The organism is Pseudanabaena cinerea FACHB-1277 (genome assembly GCF_014696345.1).
Classification (GTDB): domain Bacteria; phylum Cyanobacteriota; class Cyanobacteriia; order Pseudanabaenales; family Pseudanabaenaceae; genus Pseudanabaena; species Pseudanabaena cinerea.
In genome coordinates this window covers 16,099-37,257 of the sequence record NZ_JACJPY010000028.1, presented here as the reverse complement: position 1 = coordinate 37,257, position 21,159 = coordinate 16,099, and the positions used below count along the sequence as shown (strand labels likewise).

The window sequence follows — 21,159 nt, the reverse complement described above, 5'->3', positions numbered from 1 at the left end:
TAAAGTGATTTCAAAATAGTTACAGCCTATGGCAGCTTTGAGTATTCCAGAGAAACTTTTGGAATCTTTGCTGAGAGCCAATTCCGAAAAATTTTCTAGGTTTTAATTAAGCGCAAAGCGCTGTAACAATGCTACAATCAATGCACATAAGTTCATCAAACATCTTAACAAGAATCTTAAATTTATTCCTATGGACGAGTTAAAACCGATTGTCAATGAGTTCTTAGGGCAGCCTGTCGCCTTTTTTGGTGGACTCGTTTCAGGCTTTCTCAAACTGGATCTTCAGCAAGATCCGCTCAAGAGTTGGCTCGAAAAGCAAGGGGCTTCACCAACAGTTGTTTCTGCTGATAGTAATGGCAAAAAAGATGGTCCACAATCAATTTCGATCGACTAATGCCGCATTAAATGCCCGATCCTTTTAGTCGATCAAGGCTTTTAGTAGTACAGAAAGATTATTGAAAGCTGGGTTTTGTGACACCTTCAATCATCTTTCTGGGTTTTTAGTCAGCGTAAAGCGCTGTAACATTTTGGCAATTTTTCCACGCTGTAACGCCCTATATCTACTGTGTTTTTGCCACAATTTCACTATATATTTATGTATTACACATATGTGGTTTCCCTATCTCTTGCTGGCGATCGCTTATCTTTTGGGATCTCTACCCACGGGTTACTTAGTGGGCAGGTGGCAAGGTATTGATATTCGCCTGCTTGGCTCAGGATCGACAGGAGCCACAAATGTTTGGCGCAATGTGGGCAGAGTTGCAGGGATCACGGTGTTTGTGGTGGACTTTGCGAAGGGGGCGATCGCGATCTTGATGATGCAGTCTGCTGAGTTTCTACAAAGCTTAGTTTTTAATGCCTTTGTCCTTGAGCAAACGAGATCGCCCATCCCCAATTTATCTTTATTTGTAATTGGGGCAGGCATGTTGGCTTTAATTGGTCACAGTCGCCCAGTTTGGCTCGGATTTAAGGGGGGCAAATCGGTGGCAACGGGTGTCGGTATTTTATTCGTATTGAATTGGACGGTGGCGATCGCCGCCCTTGGTGTTTGGCTAGGCATAATGGCAATCTGGCGCATTGTCTCCCTCAGTTCAATTTCTGCTGCCATGATCGCGCCAATTTTGATGTGGACATTACAAAGCAATATAGCCTATTCCATTTTTGTAACCGTTGGCTGTATGTTTGTGATCTGGTTACACCGATCTAATATTGAAAGATTGCTAAATGGTACAGAATTTAGCTTTAAATCCGACCAGTCCAACTCAACTAACTAGCTCTGCAAACCATGAGTGTGGAAAAACTTTTAAAAGAATATACGGCTGGACGGCGTGACTTTTCTGGACTCAATCTTGCCAATGTCAATTTTTACAATAGTGATCTTATTGGCGCAAATCTGTCTAAGTCAGATCTGCGCCGATCTAGCTTTGTATTTGCTTATCTCAACAAAGTTACGCTCAACCATGCCAACCTCACGGGGGCAAAGCTCGGTGGGGCAACCCTCAATCAGGCGATCATCATGAATGCCAATCTGTCTGAAGCAGATTTGCATGGCGCAATGTTGCAAAGGGCTAATCTATTTGGTTCTAACCTATCATTGGCAAATTTGATGGATGCCAACTTAGTGGAGGCGGATTTACGCAGTGTGAACTTACGTGGCGCAAATCTGCGTTGTGCCATTCTCAGCGCCGCTTTGATGCGGGAGGAGCGTGGCTATCCACCCACCACCATGAATGGCGCAAATTTGCGTAAGGCTGACTTGCGCGGTGCAAATCTCAGTGGTGCGGACTTGTCGGGAGTGGATCTCTCAGGGGCAAACTTAAGTGGGGCAACCTTATCGAGGGTAAATCTACAAGGGGCAAATCTCAGTGGCGCGATCGCGATCGATCTGATTGCGCCTGAAGCCAATTTTAGTAGCGTTAACTTGACAGAGGCAAATTTCAAGGGTGCAAATTTAACTAGGGTCGATCTCAAAAATGCTAATCTTCACCTTGCCAACTTATTTGGTGCAAATCTGACCAAGGCAAATATGAGCATGGCAACCCTTAGCAGTGCGGGCTTGATTCAGGCAGTCTTAACGGGCTGTGATCTATCACGATCGCTGCTAGATGGTGCAAATCTCAGCCAAGCTAGCCTTGTGGATGCTTATTTGGTGAGGGCTAATCTAGATGGAGCCGACTTTAGCGAAGCCATTCTTACCCGTGCAGAGCTGAGTGGCGCTAGTACCATTGGCACGATCTTCAGTGGCACGACTATGCCCGATGGTAAAGTGCATCGGCTTTAGTTGGAATTGAGCAAAATTAGTATTGTTAACCTTGACGCAGAGTGCTTTGATCAAACAAGATCAAGCAAGATCGGCTTTGACCTTGTTTGATCTCATCTAATTTCATCTGGCGATCGCCACAAATCTTGCCACCTTCATCAATACCGAAAAAAATATGGAAGATGCTAATCTTCTGGAGGAAGTAATTGATAGTTTGGAACAGGACAGCAATGTACTTCGCATCAAACGACTCATCCTCTTTACCTGTCATGATACTTGGTCTAACGATGTCAACGAAATTAGAGCGTTGCACGTTCGGCAACTTGTGCGTGAATTGATGATTATGTTTCCTGAACTCAAGAACCTCAAACAAACTCTCAATAGCCATGTCAAACAATTAAGTAAGCAAGCAGACTATTTACTCGCCGCCGATAGCCTGATCGATAGTATTGGCTTTTTGTATACCCTGCGCGATGATGGACATCTGCCCCCTAGTTTTCTTGATCCTGAAGGACTGGCGATCGCCCAAAAAACAGCACCATTTATAGATCAAAAAACCGACCATGACACGATTCCCCATCGCCACAATCTGAAATATCTCACAAATCTCTTCGATTTGCGTGCCGACATCTCACGGAATATAAGTCCTCTCCATGCAAAAATACTGCTATTCTCTAGTTTGCATTATCGTTTTAGCCCTCAGGAGAAAGACTGGTCAGCCCTTTACACGTACGACCTAGATGATTTGATTCAGTTGATTTTTCAGGCTTATGAAACTTTTGAAGGATTAGAAGATCAATTGATACAAGTCAGTCAAACCCTCGATCAGCCTGAGGACGCTAAAAGAGCTGCTGCCGTGATTTTGCAGGTTCTTAAACCCTTTTATTAAAGCAATGCCAACTACAGGCCCCATATCAAAAAATGAATGTATCTCAAAAAACACAGCCCAAAGATCCTAAACAAGAGCTATGGGGACTAATCTATGGTGCATTTGGGGTAATGATATTTAGCCTGACTTTGCCAGCAACGCGAATGGCACTAACGGGACTTGATCCTGTATTTGTGGGCTTAGGCAGGGCAGTGGTGGCGGCTTGTTTGTCCATTGTGCTATTGGTGGCAACTAAACAAACAATTCCATCTTGGCGCTTTTTTCCTAATTTTATCGTGGTGGCAAGTGGTGGCATTATTGGCTTCCCATTGCTGTCTAGCTTAGCGATGCGGGATGCTTCAGCCTCCTATGGGGCGGTAATCATTGGGCTGATGCCTCTAGCAACGGCGCTGTTTGGGGTATGGCGTGGCGGAGAGCGAGCTAATTGGCAGTTTTGGCTTTGCGCGATCGCAGGTAGTGGTTTGGTCATGACCTTTGCACTGACCTCTGGGACTGGCAATATTAGTTTTGCCGATGTCGCCCTGCTAGGCTCAGTGATTACCGCCAGTTTTAGCTATGCCGAAGGGACAGTTTTAGCCAGGACTTTTGGCTCTTGGCAAGTAATTTGCTGGTCTTTGGTGATTGTTTTACCCTGTTTGCTGCCCATTGTGCTGCACCATGCACCCGCATCGGTTTCGGCGATTTCGAGGGAGGCATGGTTAGGTTTTTGCTATGTCAGCCTATTTAGTATGTTTATCGGCTTCTTTTCTTGGTATCGCGGTTTATTTTTGGGGGGAATTGCCAAAATTGGGCAATTGCAGCTAATACAACCATTTTTAACAATTTTAGCCTCTTCATTTCTACTCCAAGAGCCATTGACTTTTTCGACCATCGGCTTTGCTTCGGGAGTAATTGTATGTGTGGCTTTAGGGCGACAGAGTTGCAATCGGTAAAATTGGCATAGAGAATTAGGATAGTGCGGCTTGGCTGAGCTTTCGTGATTCTCTATGGGTTTTAATTCAGCCCAAAGCGCTGTATCTTTGGTGAATGTAATCTACGCATCCTATCGGACTTTAATCCAACTGTAATGGCAGCAACTTCTTCCCGACAACCCAAAATTATTGTGCTTGACGATGATCCCACAGGCTCTCAGACTGTGCATAGCTGTCTATTACTAACTCGATGGGATGTCGATACTCTGCGGATTGGCTTAGCTGATGCTGCGCCGATTATGTTTGTGCTGACAAATACGCGATCGCTGACCCCTGAAGATGCGACCCATGTCACCCGCGAAGTTTGTCAGAACTTAAAAATTGCGATCGCTGCGGAAAATATTCAAGAATTTATGATCGTCAGTCGCTCTGACTCGACCCTGCGCGGACATTACCCCATCGAAACCGATGCGATCGCCGAAGAGCTAGGTGGTTTTGATGCCCATTTCCTTGTACCCGCATTTTTTGAAGGTGGACGCTTTACCAAAGCGAGCGTGCATTACCTTGTGGTCAATGGCGTACCCACACCAGTCCATGAAACAGAATTCGCCAAAGATTCAGTATTTGGCTATACCCATAGCTATCTACCCGACTATGTGGCAGAAAAGACCAAGGGGCGCATCCCTGCGGACAAGGTGGAGCGCTTCCTATTGTCAGACATCAGGGCAGGCAGTCGTCAACGCTTGCAACGCCTGCATGACAATCAATGTTGTGTGGTGGATGCCGAAAACCAAGGGGATCTCAATCAATTTGCTGCTGATATTTTGGCTGTGGCGGCAATGGGCAAGCGCTTTTTATTTCGCAGTGCCGCTAGTATATTGACCGCCCTAGCTAAATTGCCACCCCAGCCCATCGCGGCGGCAGAGATGTCGAAATATATGCGATCGCCCAAAGCGGGAGTAGCGATCGTGGGTTCCCATGTCAAGAAAACCACTGAGCAGTTAGAAAATTTGCTCAAGGCTGCGAACACAGTGCCAGTGGAAATCGAGGTGGCGCGATTGTTGGCGGATAGCGCCCAGTCAGAGCTTCTCAAACAAGAAGCACTAGCTCAGGTCTATCAAGCCCATGCACAGGGGAAAACGGCAGTGGTCTTCACCAGTCGCCAAGAATTAGTATTTGAAGATATCACCACTCGCCTTGCCTTTGGTCAGTCTGTGTCCGCTTTGTTGATGGCGATCGTGCAGGAATTACCAAATGATATCGGCTTTCTGATTAGCAAGGGTGGCATTACCTCTAATGATGTGCTGAGTACGGGGCTAAATCTACCGACCGCAAGATTATTAGGGCAAATTTTAGCGGGTTGCTCCGTTGTCAAAACCCCTGCCGATCACCCACGATTCCCTGAACTGCCCGTTGTGCTTTTCCCTGGCAATGTTGGCGATGCCCAAGCCTTGGCAACGGTCTATAACCGTTTGGCGATCGGGATTAGCTAGGGATAATCATTTACCCAAAACTAAAGAATTGAGTGGCGGTGCTTCGCGCCGCCACTCAATTCCTTGGTTTTACGTTTTAGCAAAGCTCTAGAAACCCGTACCAACTAAATTAGCCCTATTAAGGTTTACATCAGTAAAATCGGTATCGCTGATTTTGCTGTAGCTCAAGTTGCATCCAAAACAATTCGCCCCCGTCAAGTCTGCTCCCTGTAAATCTGCAAATTCTAAATAAGCATGACTCAAATTTGCGCCTCGTAAATTAGCATTTTGTAAATTTGCACCCCGTAATAATGCCCCTTGCAAATCTGCGCCACTTAAATTTGCCCCTTGCAAATTAGCATTACTTAAATTTGCTCTTCTAAGATTGGTAAAGCTTAAGGTCGATCGCTCAAGGTTGGCTCCCTGCAAATTTGCCCCACTGAGATCTGTCAAATCTAAATCAGCATCGCGCAGATCAGAGCTATTCAGACTGATAGATGGAAGCTTACAGCAGGACAGTTTCAATCCTGCTAGGTTTTCACAATTAAAGTCTTTGCGTCCCTGCTCGTACATACTCTTGATTGCCATCCCCATCGCAAGAGCATTAAATTTGGGAGGTTGGTTATTGCTGTGAGTTGGAGAGTAGGGGCTTGCGTTTTGGATGGACATCATAGCGATCATTCTCTAACTGAAGTGCTAGCTAGTTTTTAACCAGTATTTTCAATATTAGGGCGATCGCTGTGATAATCTCTTCACCCTAAAGGATTGCTTAATTTCACCCCTTGGTTTTAGGCTTGGGCGATCGCCACAAAATTTGTCAAAAAGCCTAGAATTATAGCAATCGTTACAGCGATCGCTAGGTAAATGAATTTACCCTAAACAAAGCCATAAAAGTATTTTTGAGGAGCTTGCCTGTGAATGCCGCCGAACAAGCGAGAAATGTCGAACTAGCCACCAAAATTGCTACAGTTGTTAACCTGTTTAAGGAGATTTATCCTGCCGCAGGTTCCGATCTCAAGCCTTGGCTGAATAATTCTGATACCCGCCGCCTGCTCGATCCAGATTCCATTGATATTGGATTCCATTTTCCTGGGGTGAGTTGGCGGCTGAAGGTACGCAGTATTCTTTTTCAAATCCGACTCTATGAAGATCCTGTGGATCAAGATTTGCGGGCGATCGGTATTGAAGCCTGCGGTCACGACTTTAAGGGAGAGCGATGGCGCTTCTCGACCGTTGAGAGTTGGCAGTTTTTTGGCGATAAGTTGCCGATGGAAGATGGCTCAGAAAAGTTAAGGCAATTCTGTCGCCAAGCTCTGGAAGTGTTTAACAATAAGTAGAGACCCCTCTCAATCCCCCTTGCGAAGGGGGGAGGAATTTTCTGAAGGTAAAGACCTCCCTCAATCCCCCTTAAAAATGGGGAGGAATTTTTTTCTCCCCCCTTCACAAGGGGGGCTGGGGGGGAATCAAAAGGATTTTATCTACTTAACAGCAGCTTGCTCCTGACGATTAAACACAAACTGGTTGAGGATGCGATCGCAGATTTGTCCACTGGATAAGCCGAGGGAATTGAAGGACTGCTCTGGCGAAGCGTGTTCTACAAGAATATCGGGAACGCCAATGCGGTAAACAGGCGCAAGCACATTAGCATCATTCAACGCCTCTAAAACCGCGCTACCAAAACCACCCATCAAGCAGCCTTCTTCAAGGGTGACAACCTTACCAATCTTTTGAGCAAGGGGCAGAATTAAATCTATATCCAAGGGCTTAGCAAATCTGGCATTAACCACTGTGGCGCTGACACCATGTTCATTCAAGAGTTCAGCAACCTGCAAAGATGGATAGACCATTGAGCCATATGCCAATAGCAATAGATCCTTACCTTCGCGCAATACTTCCGCTTTGCCGATGGGTAATGGCTCAATATCCTCATCTTGCAGAGGTGTGCCCACCCCATTACCACGAGGATAACGCATCGCGATCGCGCCATTGTGAGTTAAGCCCGTAACAATCATGCTTTGCATTTCGGCTTCGTCCTTAGGAGCCATCAGCACGATATTGGGAATGCAGCGCAGATAGGCGATGTCATACATCCCTTGATGGGTGGGACCATCGGCTCCGACAATGCCTGCGCGATCAAGACAGAAAAAGACGGGCAGATTCTGGATACAGACATCATGGATGATTTGATCAAAGCCACGTTGCAAAAAGGTGGAGTAAATGGCGGCAACGGGGCGCATTCCTTCGCAAGCCATCCCTGCGGCAAGGGTAATCGCGTGCTGTTCGGCAATGCCAACATCCACAAACTGATGGGGTAAGGCAGCCTGGAATTTATCTAAACCCGTACCCGTAGACATGGCGGCGGTAATGGCAACGATGCGCTTGTCATGCTTGGCAAGTTGGATCAAGGTATCGGCAAAAACCTTGGAATAGCTAGGCGGCTTGGGCTTGCTAGAGCTAGAGGGTTTGGCTTTGCCCGTGGCGAGGTCAAAGGAATTTTGAGCATGGTAGCCCACGCGATCGGCTTCGGCGTAGCTGTAACCCTTGCCCTTGGTGGTGCTAACGTGAACCATGACAGGACCTGTGAGCTTATGCGCCATTTTGAAGGTGTCGATCAATTCCTTGAGGTTGTGACCATCCACGGGACCAATATAGGTAAAGCCGAGTTCTTCAAATACGGCTCCGACTTTATTCTGCACCATAGTCACAATTTTGATATTGTCCTTGATGCGTTCGATTTCGGGGCTGATTTGTTCGCCGACAAAGGGGATATTGCGGATCTGCCCTTCGAGATTGTTGGTGATAAATTTCATCGGTGGGCTGAGGCGCATTTTATTGAGGTACTTGGGAATTGCGCCCACATTGGCAGAAATTGACATTTCATTGTCATTGAGAACAACCAACAAATTAGTTTTAGGCAGATGTCCTGCATGGTTGATCGCTTCTAGTGCCATGCCACCTGTGAGGGAGCCATCACCGATGATCGCTACGGTTTTATAATTTTCGCCTTGGAGGTCACGGGCGATCGCCATGCCAAGAGCTGCGGAAATACTAGTGGAAGCATGACCAGCGCCAAAATGATCGAATTCACTTTCGCGACGGTTGAGATAGCCAGCGATGCCATCCTTTTGCCGCAGGGTATGGAAATCTTTGTAGCGTCCCGTGATCAGTTTATGGGGATATGCCTGATGCCCAACGTCCCAAACGACCTTATCGCGATCAAGATCGAGGGTTTGGTACAAGCCGAGGGTTAGCTCGACCACGCCTAGCCCAGGTCCTAGGTGTCCGCCTGTGGCGGCGATGGTTTCCAAATGTTTTTGCCTGATTTCCTTGGCGATCGCTTCCAACTGCGAGATCGTCAGCCCATGCAATTGATTAGGATGAGTAATTTCACTTAGCCGCATATATAGTTTTTTATGATTTTTTATAAAATGACTCCCTCTAGTGTAACTGAAGCACAACCCCCAAACGTTCAAAGCGATCGCTATAGCTTTTTCGCTTTCTCGCTTTTTAGGTTGTCGGTCAACTAGCTAAAAAGTCAAATAAACGGTGGGCTAATTCCAATTTGGAACAGAGGGGCGTTTGTTGCTGTTTGCCGTCTTTGTGTAAAAATATGGCTTGATTGGTGTCAGTGCCAAAGCCTGTTTCAGCATGGTTGACCGCATTGGCAGCGATCGCATCTAGTCCTTTGCGTTGCAGCTTATCCAGCGCGGCGGCGATAATTTCCGACTCAGAACCAGTCTGAGCGGCAAAACCTACAAGAATTTGTGCAGATTGCTTTTGCTGGGCGAGATTGGCGATAATATCAGGGATATATTCCATTTGCCAATGGAGCGGTAATTCTGATTTGGGTAACTTACGATCGCTTTGCCATGTGGTTCGCACATCGCCAATGGCGGCAGCAGCGATCGCTATATCAGCAATGGGCATGGCTATTTGCATCGCTTCTTGCATTTCTCTAGCACTATCAACACTAATAGTTTGTAGTTGCAAATCGGATTGAATTTCTAAACTTCCCGCCTTAACTAAGATCAATTTTGCGCCGCGATGGATAGCGGCTTTGGCGATCGCGATGCCCTGTTTGCCTGTGGATGGATTGCCAATAAAGCGTACAGGATCGATAAATTCACGAGTTCCCCCCGCATTCACTAATACAGTTTTTCCCTTGAGGTCTTGCCTTCCATTAGTCCATAACCATGATTCTATATATTCCAAAATAGTTTCTGGCTCTGCCATGCGCCCCGTGCCAACGGCATCACAGGCGAGAATGCCAGCCGTGGGGGCGATCGCGCCATAGCGAGGGAACGCTAATAATTTTCGCCAATTTTCCTGCACCGTTGGCTGTAGCCACATGGTGGTATTCATCGCTGGCGCAAAGAGAACTGGACAATCGGCAGCGATGACTGTATTCAGTAACAAATTATCTGCCATGCCATAGGCAAGTTTCGCTAAAGTGTTGGCGGTAACAGGTGCTAAGAGAATTAAATCCGCCCATTCTGCTAACTCGATATGCAGGGGGCGACCATTGGTAGGTTGCCAAAAGTCAGCATCGGTATAGGCGGGATGGCGCGACAGGGTGGCGAAGGTGAGGGGCGTGACAAATGCCGATGCTGCTTCGGTAAGAATTACGCGCACTTCGATCCCACGCTTTGCCAAACTGGAAACCACTTCACAAACTTTGTAAGCAGCAATGCCGCCCGAAATGCCAATTACTACATGAGATATTACCCTAGACATAATCTTACCGCCGCGATCGCTTCTTCGATTACTGCCGAATCTGCCCCTGCCTTACAGGAATTATCCGTGAGCATCCGCTTCCAAATACGGCTCCCTGCTTGACCGTGAAACAGTTGCAGCATATGACGGGTGATTTTATGCAGTTTCAATCCCTTGGCTGTCCAATGATCGATATAGGGAATCATCGCCGCCGCAACTTCTAAACGACTGGGAATAGAATGGGAAGAACCATAAAATTGGCGATCGCTGGTGGCAAATAAATAGGGATTGTCATAGGCAGCGCGACCAATCATCACCGCATCCACATAATTTAACTGTGCCTGAGCCTGTTCTAAATCAGTAAAGCCGCCATTGATTTCGATCAATAAATGGGGAAATTCCTGCTTAAGTTGATGCACATCACCATAGCGCAATGGCGGAATTTCGCGGTTATCCTTGGGGCTTAGCCCCTGTAACCAAGCTTTGCGAGCATGAACTGTAAATTTTTGACAGCCTGCGGATGCCAGAATCTGCACAAAATTTCGCATATGCTCATAACTATCGAGTTCATCGACACCAATGCGATGTTTGACCGACACAGCGATCGGTGCGGCGCGACCCATTGCCTCAATACATCGCGCCACTTGGTCAGGGGTTTTCATCAAACAAGCGCCAAAATTGCCACTCTGGACGCGATCGCTAGGACAACCCACATTCAAATTAATCTCGTCATAGCCCATCGTCGCCGCAATCCTTGCACATTCCGCCAAATCCTGCGGCAGATCGCCCCCCACCTGCAATACCAAAGGTTTCTCCAAGGCTGAAAATCCTAATAAATAATCTTTATCGCCATGCTTAATTGCGGCACTTGTCACCATTTCTGTATAGAGCAGCGTCTGTTTAGTGATCTGTCGCATGAAGTACCGATAATGGCGATCGGTGCGATCCATCATCGGCGCAATACTAATGGGATATTGGGCAATGGGATATTGGGCGATCGCTGGCTGCATGACGGGGGAGGATAGCATAGTTACGGGCTATATTGGCGATGCAATTGTAAGTTGCAATTTTAACGGGACAGAGCATTAAAAAATTGTTGCAAGCTTTCTAAGAAATTTCCCGATCGCTGTCCTGTTTTTTGACGGAACAGGCGATCAATATCCTCACTAGATGGACGTTGGGATACCTCCGCCATTGGCTCCATGCCTAGCTCCGTTTGTTGCCACACTTGCCATGTTTGTGGATAGCAGCGCCACAATGCACCCAGTTCTAGGGGTTTGATGTAGTAAGCGGTTTCAAAGGTATTGAAAAAGCGATCGCGCATTTGTCTCGCGGCTAAGCCCAAGCCCACTTCACTATTTTCTAATCTTGGGTTGACCATCACAAAGGGGCGATCGCCAGCTAATTGCAATAATTTTTCCAACTGCTCCACTTCGACAGAGGTTGGCTCAATAATCAAAAAGGCGCGATCATCTTCCCTAATCGCTCGCCGCCCCTCATTTACGCCCCGCACCGAGATATCTAAATCTGCCCATTCTCTTTTGGCTAGAGCCGCCGCCCCCGCATCCGCAAAGATCGCTTGCCAATTGTTGCCATAGTTTTGATTAAAACTCACCGCAAACTCGGTGGCGATCGGCAATACCTTTAATTCTGGAAACCGCAAATCCACAACAATACGGGTAGCACCATTGGCGATCGCCAGATGGGTGGCGTTAATTGCTTGGGCGATCGCATCTTCGAGATTATCAGGCAGTAAAACTGGCTCAAGGCTTTGGGTCATAATTTCCGATATTAAAAGCGTATGGCACAAATATTTGTGCAATGATTATGGTTAATGTGATCAGTGGACTGACACTTTGATCAGCCTGATTAATTCGGGTTGTCAACAAATAAAAAGTCCACTGCTCCCAGTGGACTAGCATTTTTGTGTTGAGTGCGGATATCTTAAATCATTTTGTGGTCAATGATATTAAGATTTTTACTTTGTTTTATGATATTTGTCTAAGATTCACTGCAATCTGGAATCCACATTAAGAAATGGCGGCACATTGTGTCGTCATTTTTTGTTGTAATGGTAATTGGGGATTGGGGATTGGTAATTGGGGATTAAGAAAACCATTACCCATTACCCATTACCCATTACCCATTACCCATTACCCATTACCCATCACCCATCACCCATCACCCATCACCCATTACCCATTACCCATTACCCATTACCCATCCCCCATCCCGCCTCTATGTCTGACGAAACACCACAAGCATCTTTAGCCGCAGCCTCTGAAAATATTGCGCCATCTCCTTTTAAAAATCTCACGGGTGCAGCGATCGCGGCCACTCTGGCAACAGGGCTTTATGCTTTTACCAATATGGTTGCCCATAAATTAGCCTCTGCGCCCTTGCAAACCACCAATACCCTTGCCAATCGTCTTGCCACGCTAGTGCGGACTTTACTATTAGCCCTCGGCTCTGGTGCAACGATGATCTTTGCCGTCATCGCTTTGGGTTTGGTGTTATTGACAGTGAAGCAGGTTGCGATCGCAATTTTCAAAAAAAAGGAGGATAGGACTTAGCCCTATTCTCCTTTTCTGCTTACCAGCGCAAGACAATCCCCTGCGATCGCAGTAAGTCCTGTAATTCGTTGAGTCTACCGCGATCAAGAATCGCCTGTGGCGTTAGGCTGTTGTCACTTTGCAAAGATAACCAAGCTGCCGCCGCGCCAGCCGCCGCCCCTGCTGACCATTCACCCACATGGATACGGGTTGCACCATTAACAATATGACTAACTGCCATTGATTTACCGCCAATGAGCAAATTATCAATGCGTTGGGGAATCAAACTCTCGAAGGGCAGAATGATCGGCAGCACTTTATCCTCATTGGCAGGAGCCGAGCTTGGCGCTTTCGATGGCTCCCAGTTGCGATAGCGGCAACCATGCATATCGATCGCATAGTGAGTGATACCGATCGAGGTGGCGTTGAAATCGCGACCGCCCCGCATATCATTACGAATATCCTGTTCCCGCATCATAAATTCTTTCTGCCCATAGGCGGCACGTCCTAAAATTCTGCGCCCTTCCCGAATGTAAGGATACATACTTAGCCCTGATTCGGTGGGCATAGGACTATCAGGACCAGACATCATCCGCAAGGGAAACTGGGATGATGCATACTTTTCCATGAGCCACTCGGCAAAGAGCAGTGCATGATTTTCGCCATCCTTGAGCGCTGTGGTATTCAAACCCCCTAGCCAATTTTGCTGTTGTCCTGATGCACGGATCTGCTGCTCGGTCAAGATCAAAGGGGGGTTCATAATGCCCCAATCATTGCCACGATTCCAATTGATCACGGTCATATCGCCTTGGACAGGGGTAGCAGTGAAGGGATCATCGCGCCGCATACTGACAATACGGCGATAGTTAAATACGCTATTGCCCTCAAACATAGGAAATCGCCCTAGATCATAGTCGCGGCGATGTTCTTCACGGGAGAAGCCTGGTTGGACTTTGCTGAGTTCCTTGAGCGATCGCCCACCATCATCGGCAATTTTGAGGACAAAGGGGAAGGTAAATGCTTGGGTGCAGTCGGGGTTATCGGCAACAGCATGGACTTCGCCTGTGGTTTCAAAACCTTCGGAGCCAACACGGTGAGGCAAATTTGCCCATGCAATTAATTCGGCGGTGTCCGTGGCATCGATTACCTGCATCTGTTTGCCCACAGGTGCTTGGAGGCGAATCGCTTTTTTATCAAAGGTTTCATCAGAGTTCCAGTTATACCAGCCTTTGAGCTCACGGGAGAGGCGACCCACTGGCAAATAGTTGGGATCGCGGGGAATCCGCTTCACGCCATGAATAGCCGTAATGCGATCGCCGCGCTCGTTAAAACTTGCACCCTTAAAAGCAATTTGGGTTCCCCATCGACTTTTTGGGGCAGAACGCTGGGACTCACGCAAAAACTCTTCAGAGGCAAGTTCGCCCGAATAGGGGGTAAAGCAAAGATTGCCCACCCAGCAGCTATTGGTATCAGCCACCACCGCCCCCGGCTTGAGATAGGAATATTTTTGGGGTAGGGCAGGCTGACTGGCAATAATATTTTTGAAATGTGTCCAACTCAAGGGAAATTGCTGACGATAGCGCATTAGCATTGATTCGTCGATCGCACTGACCCCCTGCGAACTCACCTGTCCGCCTAGCATGGGCGTTAGCTCGATTAGGCAAGTTGTAGCTCCTGTTTTCATGGAATGGTATGCCGCCGCCACACCACCAAGGGAGCCACCCACGATCGCCACATCACATTCCCATACCTCCGCATCCGATGGCGGCTGTGGATTCATCACAGGTAAACCATTGGCATCGACTAGGGGTAAATTTGCCGTCGCTTGATAGTTAGTTTGTGTGACCTTGCTAACGGCGGTTTGTTTACCAACTATTTGCCAGTTCCTTGCTGCGGCTCCACTGACAACCGTGCCGACAAATAGGATCACCAACAAATGGTGTAACTTCGGTCGAAATTGGGAATCGATGGCATTATCCTCCTCTTCTTCAGGGCGATCGCTAATGGGCGATGGTTTGTGTGGTTGATCTTTCTTACTCATAAACATTTTGTAACTTTGTGTTAAGAATACAAATTTACTAGTGCGATCGGCAACCAGTTAGGATACAGTGCCGCCCATCATGCCACACTTTCAATCTATGGCTTGACATTTTGGGCAGAAATGGGTTGATCGTCCGCCTAACTTGATCCTAGCGATCGCTGTGCCACAGACATTACAGGGTTGACCATTGCGGCGAAACACCCAAGCCGTATCTATATAATTACCCTTAATTCCTGCAATATTTTGAAAAGAACTAAAGGTTGTCCCACCCTTGGCAATACCATCACTGAGGGCGCGAATAATTCCTTGATGCAGCGATCGCACCTGCTCAAAACTTAGAGAATTTGCCGCCATCTCTGGATAAATTCGGCTCAAAAATAACGACTCATCAGCATAAATATTGCCGATCCCCGCCACTGTTTCCTGATCGAGCAGCACAGTTTTAATCGGGCGACCGCTACGGCTCAACTTAGCCGCCAAATGTTCAGGCGTAAATTCTAGATCAAAAGGCTCCAGCCCCAGCTTTTGCAATCCCGTAATCACCGACTCCACCGCCCGATCCTGCGGCACTGCCCAAACCCGCCCAAAAGTCCGTTGATCATCAAACCGCAACTCCTTCCCCCCTTTTTCCTTTTTCCTTTCTACTTTTTCCTTGACGAGCATTCTCACCCGCGTATGTTTCCCCACTGGCGCATCGCGATCGCACCATAACAAACTGCCCGTCATCCGCAAATGTACGCCCAATTTCCGCCCACTGGACAATTGCGCGATTAAGTATTTGCCTCGCCTTTGCCATTCCTGAAATTCTGCCCCAATGAGGAGGTTTATTAAATCTTGGGTTTGCTCAGGATAGGCGATCGCCCTAGCCAACAACACCTCCACATCCTCAATTTGCCAACCTAAGGTATTTTGATTTAAACCAATCCGCACTGTCTCAACTTCGGGTAACTCGGGCATTATTTAAAATTATTTCCAGCGTTAAAAGTATTAATTCTTAGTATCTCCCAATCTCAAAGCTTTGCGCGACAACTGCCTGAATTCGCCAAAAAGCTTGTTTTTTTTCTTTGTTTAATGGGTTAATCTGGAATACGATATAATCACTAAGCATATAAAAATCAGTTTCTTACTGATCCCCTCATTCATTTTTTACCTTGCTAGAACTTGATGCGAAATAACTATGTCATGGTGGATTATGAAAATGTCCAAAATATTGACCTAAACTGTCTTAAAGATAAAAATTTTTATATCAAAATATTCATTGGCACAAATCAAACCAAAATCCCCATAGATCTAGTTTTAAAATCGCAAGAGCTAAGCGGTCAAGTGGAATGGATTCAAATCAATGGCAGTGGTAAAAATGCCCTAGATTTCCACATCACGTTTATGTTAGGACGACTAACCGAAAGAGATCCCACGGCAGTTTTCCATATCATTTCCAAAGACACAGGCTTTGATCCTCTAGTTAGTTACCTAAAATCTCAAAAATTACTCTGCAAGCGTAGTGATGACTTGTCATTAATTACAAGCCTTATTTGGGACGAAAAACTATCTCTAGAAGATACTTGCAACATCATCATTCAAAAACTCATATTAAATGATAAAAGTAGACCAAGATCTGAAACCACACTGAAAAACTACATAAAGTCACATTTAGGCTTAAAGGAAGCCTTGCCTGTAATTGATGAAGTTTACCAAAAGCTATTTGATATCAAGAAAATCAAATTAAATTCTGCCAAAAAAATTGAATATAATTTTTAAGCTTTTGAATTTCTCTCTGTTGTTTACCTCAATTGCATAAAATAAAGAACAAGCATTAAATTGGGGCGCAGATCCTTGTCTATGAATGAAAAAGAGCAAATGAGCATATTTGATATAGCTCCATCGGAAATACCCTTAGCAGAATTACCCACTGCCACCTCCCGCCCTCGCAAAGATAAGCAAAAAGATAAGCAAAAAGATAAACAAGTTGCTGCCCCTCTGCCCACACTTCAGTTTGACAACCTTGATGCCTTACGCGAAGCCGCCTGTAATTGCCAAAAATGCCCCCTTGCACCAACCCGTACTAACGTTGTTGTCGAGAGAGGCGATCGCCAAGCAAAGATATTGATCATCGGTGAAGCACCTGGAGAACAGGAAGACCTCACAGGCTTGCCCTTTGTTGGCAAATCTGGGCAACTTTTGGATAAAATTTTAGCCTCAGTGGATATAGATAGTAACCGCGATGTCTATATCTGTAACACAGTCAAATGTCGCCCTCCCAATAATCGCCCTCCCACTGAAATTGAAACCAATACCTGCAAGCCCTATTTACTGGAGCAAATCCGCCTGATCAATCCGCAAATTATTTTGCTGACGGGTGCAACTTCGCTGAAATCGATTTTGGGCGAAAAATTAGGGATTACGAAAGTGCGTGGTAAATGGTATGAATGGGAAGGGCGCTTAGTGATGCCAATTTTCCATCCCTCTTATTTATTACGCAATCAAAGCCGTGAGGAGGGTAGCCCCAAATGGTTGACATGGCAGGACATCAAAACTGTGAAGGCAAAATATTTAGAGATCTTGCAAAATGCAGGCGAACAGCACAATCAAACCAATGCACTTGATGATGAGGATTTTTAGTGAATAGTTTACGGGAAGATCTAACCAAAATGGTTGATGTGGCACTGTGGGAATGGCTATCACCCCATGCGGCAAGGGCGCGGGTAATTTTGGTAGCTCCAAATCTGGACTTAGTGGATGTGGGTGTGGCGCTGACAGAAGATAATACAGTCCTTGTCCAGTCATGGATCGAAGATGGTTGGCTGCGTCATCCTACGGCCGAAGAATTGAGTGCGTGGAATGGCGACAATCAAAGGCAATTTACGAGTTTAGTTGTGCCGCCCTTTGTATTGGCTAAGCCATAGCACAAATGCTTTGCCACAGCTATGATCGGGCAGAAACCAGCTTACTAAGGTTTGACATAGCACAGAAATTTCTTAAAAAGTGCGCTTCCACACCTTTTAAAAATTTCTTTGGGTTTTAAGCTCACATAGGGCGCTTGCTGTCTATTTAACGATCGCGCTGAAGTCTGCTAGTTGGCGGCTGTAGTTACGGATAATCGCCAGTAAATTCAGCCGATTTTGGCGGATATCCACATCATCAACCATCACCAAAACATCCTCGAAAAATTGGTTTAACAATGGCGCGATCGCTTTGATGCCTGCCATTAACTGCTCATCAGTGGGCTGACTTGGTAAAGCGGCGATCGCCTCATAGAGATGTAGTTCTGCTGGTTCAACTAACTTATCGGTGTTAATTACAGACTGTACAACCATCGCGGCAAAATCGAGATTACCCTGAGCCGCTAGGCGGGAAGCTCTCACGATTGGCTCATAAATTGCGCCAAGGGTTTCTTGATCGCGGGATTCCTGCAAGAAATGGGCGCGTTCTTTGATCCGCACCAAATTATGCAAGCCCTGAATGCTATAGCTAATCTCCTCACCACCCATAACCGCATTGATCAAATCATATTCAATGCCTTGATCTGCCAAAATTGTCTCGCAACGTTGTTTAAACCATTTATGGAGATTTGCGAGAACTGTCTCTGGGGGTTGTGTTAATAAGTTCTGCTCGGCATAAATGGCGATCGCCGCTTGCAAAAGCTTAGGCAAATCTAGCTGAAACCCACTTTCCCAAGCAATCTGCACGATGCCCGTAGCTGCCCGTCGCAGCGCAAAGGGATCGGATGAGCCTGTGGGCATAATGCCTAGACCAAAAATCCCCACTAAAGTATCAAGGCGATCGCTAATGGCAACGATCTTGCCTGTCAAGGATTCTGGTAGGGCATCACCTGCGCCTTTGGGTTGGTAATGCTCCCTGATACCCACTGCCACCGCCAATGGTTCGTTGCTAGACAGGGCATAGTAATAGCCCATCTGTCCTTGCAGTTCAGGAAATTCCTTGACCATTTGGGTGACAAGATCGGCTTTTGCCAATTGAGCAGTGCGATCAATCAGCGACAGGTCGGCGGGCGTAACTTGTAGATTGACGATCGCCTCTGTCACCAACTTAGCGATCGTCCTGATTCGTTCCACCTTTTCGGCAACTGAACCGAGATCGGCTTGGAAAGTGACCTTTGCTAGCAATGGCAAGAAACTCTCTAAGGGTACGGCGCGATCGCTATCGTAGAAAAACTTGCCATCGGATAGCCGCGCCCGAATCACCCGACCATTGCCCGCCGCAATTAAGCGTGACTTGTCAGGATCGCCATTGGAAATGGTAATAAAACGCGGTAACAGTTGCTCAGGATGATCCACGGAATGTACAGGGAAATAGCGTTGATGACTCACCATTTCCGTTTTAATCACAGGTTGCGGCAACTCTAGAAATTCCCGTTCAAATTCGCCAATTACAGCAGTGGGAAATTCGACCAAATAGGTTACTTCTTCTAATAAACCCTGCGGAACTTCCACCTTGCCGCCAAATAGTTCCACAATGCTATGAATTTGAGTGAGGATATGCTTTTGACGTTCCTTGCCATCTACTAACACAAAAGCCTCGCGCAGGGTTTCCACATAATCCACCGCCGTATCAATCACGACTGAGCGCGGATGCAGTACCCGATGTCCTTGGCTGAGGCGATCGGACTGCACATTTTCTAAGGTGATTGGCAAAACCTTGGAGTTGAAGAGTGCAACCAACCAACGGATCGGACGCGGAAATTTGAGTTCACCATGCCCCCAGCGCATTAATCGCTTTCCTTCTAAACCTGTCACCCAGCTTGGTGCAAGTTCCTGTAAGATCGCCGCAGTTTCCCGCCCCACAATTTGTTGATTGGCATATACAAATGCGCCCTTATCGGTTTCCTTGACAAAAATATCATGCAGTTCTACCCCCTTAGACTTCACAAAACCCAATAGGGCTTTGGTCGGTTCACCCTGTAAATCACCCTGAGCAAATGCCGCGCTCAACGAAGGTCCCTTTAGCTCTAGCTGGCGATCGCTTTGTTGGATTGGCAGCCCCTCTATCAGCAAAGCCAAGCGGCGGGGTGTACCATAAACACTCACCCGACTCGTACTTAGTTGGTGTTCTGCTAAATGTTTGGGAATCCGCTCTTGCCACTGGCGCAAAGCATCAACAATAAAACTTGCGGGTAATTCTTCAGTACCAACTTCTAAGAGAAAACTTGCCATAACCATGAGCTAAAGAACATCCTTTAGTTTAGCGTAAGCAAAACCAATTTTTTGTAAATATAGCCCTTTTTTTAATTTATAATTTACTGCCCAGTGCTATATTGCTTTGCAATACTTTCAGCCAATTCTCTGGGGGGGAAGTCAGCACAAAGCGCTGTGTTTGGCATAAAAGCGATAAACTTGGGAAATGAATTTATTACAAAATGAAGCTGCTATCTATGGCTTATGGTGCAATTGGTTATTTAATAGTTTTGTTCTTCGGATATTTGACTGGCGGCTATCTACTTGCTGCTTACAATGTTAATATATTTATCCTAATTGGAAATTATTTAATTACTGTGAGACTAGCTCAAACAGGAAGTTCTGCAATTGGTTTAGCGATCGCGTGGATTTCTATGTGGATTTGGGGAGCAGTGTTTGTATGGGCAAAACCATTAGGACTAGCAACAAGTAATGTTAAAACTGTTGCATTATTATTGCTATCCTGCTGGATACTAGCTACTAGCATCATTTTCCTATTAGCATTTGCGAAAGAACGTCTGGAGAAGTTAGGAATCAATAAACATAAATCTATTTATGGATTGATAATACTTACTTGGTTGGCAATGACACTTGGTTGGCATATATATCAATGGACAAATACAGCCTATTGAGGCTTTAACAGGACTTCCAAATCTCGCGATATAACAGGTTTAAAATAACAAAATGAATCAACTTGATAAAAACTATACAGCGAGAGATGCGGATTATTATATGCATCAAATCCCTGTGCAAATTTTAGAAAAATTAAATGCAGAGGACAAAGAAGATCTAAAGTCAGTAATTCATACTGCAATACCTAGATCTTCTCCCAAATTAATCGATCTGAGATTTGCGATCGATCTGATTTTCGCTCGCTATTTTGTTGTGCTAATGATTGGTAAGGATATGCGTAAGCAGCAAAGACAGTACCAAGTTAATGGTATTGCCAAAGTCGCTAATGTAATCACAGCGATTCTATTGATTATTGCCATGAGTTTGCTGGTTAGTGCAGTGACAATTTTAATTCTTTATCTTATTAAATCAGCTTTGGGAATAGACTTATTCCCAGGACATATTACTAACGTTTTATTTAAAAAGTAGTCGTCATTAGTTTTAATATCACGTATAT

At 46.1% G+C, this 21,159-nt stretch carries 21 protein-coding genes; 13 read left to right on the top strand and 8 right to left on the bottom strand.

Features of this window, described 5'->3' with window-relative positions; translation table 11 throughout:
• Positions 1-190: 190 nt before the first annotated feature.
• The 6 genes from H6F44_RS10565 to H6F44_RS10540 all read left to right on the top strand — a co-directional run bounded on the left by H6F44_RS10565 (position 191) and on the right by H6F44_RS10540 (position 5,553).
• Complete coding sequence (locus H6F44_RS10565; protein WP_190350922.1) at positions 191-394, top strand: hypothetical protein; 204 nt, start codon at positions 191-193, stop codon at positions 392-394.
• A gap of 214 nt (positions 395-608) precedes the next feature.
• Complete coding sequence (gene plsY / locus H6F44_RS10560; RefSeq protein WP_190350921.1) at positions 609-1,274, top strand: glycerol-3-phosphate 1-O-acyltransferase PlsY; 666 nt, start codon at positions 609-611, stop codon at positions 1,272-1,274.
• 11 nt (positions 1,275-1,285) lie between these two features.
• Positions 1,286-2,281 carry a pentapeptide repeat-containing protein gene (locus tag H6F44_RS10555; RefSeq protein WP_190350920.1) on the top strand — a complete coding sequence of 332 codons (996 nt, stop codon included), beginning with the start codon at positions 1,286-1,288 and terminating at the stop codon, positions 2,279-2,281.
• Positions 2,282-2,435: 154 nt separating this feature from the next.
• Positions 2,436-3,149, top strand: coding sequence for a hypothetical protein (locus tag H6F44_RS10550; RefSeq protein WP_190350919.1), 714 nt, complete (start codon positions 2,436-2,438; stop codon positions 3,147-3,149).
• A 32-nt stretch (positions 3,150-3,181) separates the two neighbouring features.
• Positions 3,182-4,081 (top strand): DMT family transporter, encoded by a 900-nt coding sequence (locus H6F44_RS10545; protein WP_190350918.1) that lies wholly within the window; start codon positions 3,182-3,184, stop codon positions 4,079-4,081.
• 134 nt (positions 4,082-4,215) lie between these two features.
• On the top strand, positions 4,216-5,553 hold the full coding sequence (locus tag H6F44_RS10540; RefSeq protein WP_190350917.1) for a four-carbon acid sugar kinase family protein: 1,338 nt from the start codon (positions 4,216-4,218) through the stop codon (positions 5,551-5,553).
• Positions 5,554-5,640: 87 nt separating this feature from the next.
• Here the strand turns inward: H6F44_RS10540 and H6F44_RS10535 are convergent, their stop codons facing one another.
• Positions 5,641-6,204 carry a pentapeptide repeat-containing protein gene (locus H6F44_RS10535; protein WP_190350916.1) on the bottom strand — a complete coding sequence of 188 codons (564 nt, stop codon included), beginning with the start codon at positions 6,202-6,204 and terminating at the stop codon, positions 5,641-5,643.
• A gap of 242 nt (positions 6,205-6,446) precedes the next feature.
• Here H6F44_RS10535 and H6F44_RS10530 point away from each other — a divergent pair, with 242 nt between their 5' ends.
• The gene (locus H6F44_RS10530; RefSeq protein WP_190350915.1) at positions 6,447-6,869 is read left to right on the top strand and encodes a hypothetical protein; all 423 of its coding nucleotides are present in this window, start codon (positions 6,447-6,449) and stop codon (positions 6,867-6,869) included.
• Between the two features lie 141 nt (positions 6,870-7,010).
• Here H6F44_RS10530 and dxs read toward each other — a convergent pair whose 3' ends face one another.
• The 4 genes from dxs to H6F44_RS10510 form a co-directional block, all read right to left on the bottom strand.
• Entirely contained in the window at positions 7,011-8,933 is a 1,923-nt protein-coding gene (dxs, locus tag H6F44_RS10525) for a 1-deoxy-D-xylulose-5-phosphate synthase (RefSeq protein WP_190350914.1), read from the bottom strand.
• A gap of 118 nt (positions 8,934-9,051) precedes the next feature.
• Positions 9,052-10,266 (bottom strand): bifunctional phosphopantothenoylcysteine decarboxylase/phosphopantothenate--cysteine ligase CoaBC, encoded by a 1,215-nt coding sequence (coaBC, locus tag H6F44_RS10520; RefSeq protein WP_190350913.1) that lies wholly within the window; start codon positions 10,264-10,266, stop codon positions 9,052-9,054.
• Entirely contained in the window at positions 10,254-11,273 is a 1,020-nt protein-coding gene (dusA, locus tag H6F44_RS10515) for a tRNA dihydrouridine(20/20a) synthase DusA (protein WP_242016530.1), read from the bottom strand. The genes coaBC and dusA overlap by 13 nt, the downstream gene beginning before the upstream one ends.
• Positions 11,274-11,314: 41 nt before the next feature.
• Positions 11,315-12,025, bottom strand: a complete 711-nt coding sequence (locus H6F44_RS10510) for a DUF1995 family protein (protein WP_190350912.1) — start codon at positions 12,023-12,025, stop codon at positions 11,315-11,317.
• 319 nt (positions 12,026-12,344) lie between these two features.
• On the opposite strand from H6F44_RS10510, the gene H6F44_RS10505 reads away from it, so the two are divergent.
• On the top strand, positions 12,345-12,818 hold the full coding sequence (locus H6F44_RS10505; protein WP_242016529.1) for a DUF3082 domain-containing protein: 474 nt from the start codon (positions 12,345-12,347) through the stop codon (positions 12,816-12,818).
• Between the two features lie 19 nt (positions 12,819-12,837).
• On the opposite strand, the gene H6F44_RS10500 is transcribed toward H6F44_RS10505, so the two are convergent.
• Positions 12,838-14,838: an FAD-dependent oxidoreductase gene (locus H6F44_RS10500; RefSeq protein WP_190350911.1), complete on the bottom strand. Its 2,001-nt coding sequence runs from the start codon at positions 14,836-14,838 to the stop codon at positions 12,838-12,840.
• A 90-nt stretch (positions 14,839-14,928) separates the two neighbouring features.
• Positions 14,929-15,795 (bottom strand): DNA-formamidopyrimidine glycosylase, encoded by an 867-nt coding sequence (locus H6F44_RS10495; RefSeq protein ID WP_190350910.1) that lies wholly within the window; start codon positions 15,793-15,795, stop codon positions 14,929-14,931.
• 207 nt (positions 15,796-16,002) lie between these two features.
• On the opposite strand from H6F44_RS10495, the gene H6F44_RS10490 reads away from it, so the two are divergent.
• From H6F44_RS10490 to H6F44_RS10480, 3 genes are all read left to right on the top strand, one after another.
• Positions 16,003-16,596 (top strand): PIN domain-containing protein, encoded by a 594-nt coding sequence (locus H6F44_RS10490; protein WP_190350909.1) that lies wholly within the window; start codon positions 16,003-16,005, stop codon positions 16,594-16,596.
• Between the two features lie 81 nt (positions 16,597-16,677).
• Positions 16,678-17,457 (top strand): uracil-DNA glycosylase, encoded by a 780-nt coding sequence (locus tag H6F44_RS10485; protein WP_190350908.1) that lies wholly within the window; start codon positions 16,678-16,680, stop codon positions 17,455-17,457.
• The gene (locus H6F44_RS10480; protein ID WP_190350907.1) at positions 17,457-17,741 is read left to right on the top strand and encodes a DUF2288 domain-containing protein; all 285 of its coding nucleotides are present in this window, start codon (positions 17,457-17,459) and stop codon (positions 17,739-17,741) included. Before H6F44_RS10485 ends, H6F44_RS10480 begins: the two co-directional genes overlap by 1 nt.
• Positions 17,742-17,882: 141 nt before the next feature.
• Here the strand turns inward: H6F44_RS10480 and glyS are convergent, their stop codons facing one another.
• The gene (gene glyS, locus H6F44_RS10475; RefSeq protein ID WP_190350906.1) at positions 17,883-20,009 is read right to left on the bottom strand and encodes a glycine--tRNA ligase subunit beta; all 2,127 of its coding nucleotides are present in this window, start codon (positions 20,007-20,009) and stop codon (positions 17,883-17,885) included.
• 218 nt (positions 20,010-20,227) lie between these two features.
• On the opposite strand from glyS, the gene H6F44_RS10470 reads away from it, so the two are divergent.
• On the top strand, positions 20,228-20,662 hold the full coding sequence (locus H6F44_RS10470) for a hypothetical protein (protein WP_190350905.1): 435 nt from the start codon (positions 20,228-20,230) through the stop codon (positions 20,660-20,662).
• A gap of 52 nt (positions 20,663-20,714) precedes the next feature.
• Positions 20,715-21,131 (top strand): hypothetical protein, encoded by a 417-nt coding sequence (locus tag H6F44_RS10465; protein ID WP_190350904.1) that lies wholly within the window; start codon positions 20,715-20,717, stop codon positions 21,129-21,131.
• The last annotated feature ends 28 nt before the right edge of the window (positions 21,132-21,159 follow it).

What these genes read in the sequence shown, in the direction of transcription:
- plsY (WP_190350921.1), top strand. Translation starts at nt 609, where the DNA reads ATGTGGTTTCCCTATCTCTTGCTGGCGATCGCTTATCTTTTGGGATCT.
- H6F44_RS10485 (WP_190350908.1), top strand. Translation starts at nt 16,678, where the DNA reads ATGAATGAAAAAGAGCAAATGAGCATATTTGATATAGCTCCATCGGAA.
- H6F44_RS10555 (WP_190350920.1), top strand. Translation starts at nt 1,286, where the DNA reads ATGAGTGTGGAAAAACTTTTAAAAGAATATACGGCTGGACGGCGTGAC.
- coaBC (WP_190350913.1), bottom strand. Translation starts at nt 10,266, where the DNA reads ATGTCTAGGGTAATATCTCATGTAGTAATTGGCATTTCGGGCGGCATT.
- H6F44_RS10470 (WP_190350905.1), top strand. Translation starts at nt 20,228, where the DNA reads ATGGCTTATGGTGCAATTGGTTATTTAATAGTTTTGTTCTTCGGATAT.
- H6F44_RS10465 (WP_190350904.1), top strand. Translation starts at nt 20,715, where the DNA reads ATGAATCAACTTGATAAAAACTATACAGCGAGAGATGCGGATTATTAT.
- H6F44_RS10490 (WP_190350909.1), top strand. Translation starts at nt 16,003, where the DNA reads ATGCGAAATAACTATGTCATGGTGGATTATGAAAATGTCCAAAATATT.
- H6F44_RS10500 (WP_190350911.1), bottom strand. Translation starts at nt 14,838, where the DNA reads ATGAGTAAGAAAGATCAACCACACAAACCATCGCCCATTAGCGATCGC.
- H6F44_RS10510 (WP_190350912.1), bottom strand. Translation starts at nt 12,025, where the DNA reads ATGACCCAAAGCCTTGAGCCAGTTTTACTGCCTGATAATCTCGAAGAT.
- H6F44_RS10545 (WP_190350918.1), top strand. Translation starts at nt 3,182, where the DNA reads ATGAATGTATCTCAAAAAACACAGCCCAAAGATCCTAAACAAGAGCTA.
- H6F44_RS10495 (WP_190350910.1), bottom strand. Translation starts at nt 15,795, where the DNA reads ATGCCCGAGTTACCCGAAGTTGAGACAGTGCGGATTGGTTTAAATCAA.
- glyS (WP_190350906.1), bottom strand. Translation starts at nt 20,009, where the DNA reads ATGGCAAGTTTTCTCTTAGAAGTTGGTACTGAAGAATTACCCGCAAGT.
- H6F44_RS10550 (WP_190350919.1), top strand. Translation starts at nt 2,436, where the DNA reads ATGGAAGATGCTAATCTTCTGGAGGAAGTAATTGATAGTTTGGAACAG.
- H6F44_RS10535 (WP_190350916.1), bottom strand. Translation starts at nt 6,204, where the DNA reads ATGATGTCCATCCAAAACGCAAGCCCCTACTCTCCAACTCACAGCAAT.
- H6F44_RS10540 (WP_190350917.1), top strand. Translation starts at nt 4,216, where the DNA reads ATGGCAGCAACTTCTTCCCGACAACCCAAAATTATTGTGCTTGACGAT.
- dusA (WP_242016530.1), bottom strand. Translation starts at nt 11,273, where the DNA reads ATGCTATCCTCCCCCGTCATGCAGCCAGCGATCGCCCAATATCCCATT.
- H6F44_RS10565 (WP_190350922.1), top strand. Translation starts at nt 191, where the DNA reads ATGGACGAGTTAAAACCGATTGTCAATGAGTTCTTAGGGCAGCCTGTC.
- dxs (WP_190350914.1), bottom strand. Translation starts at nt 8,933, where the DNA reads ATGCGGCTAAGTGAAATTACTCATCCTAATCAATTGCATGGGCTGACG.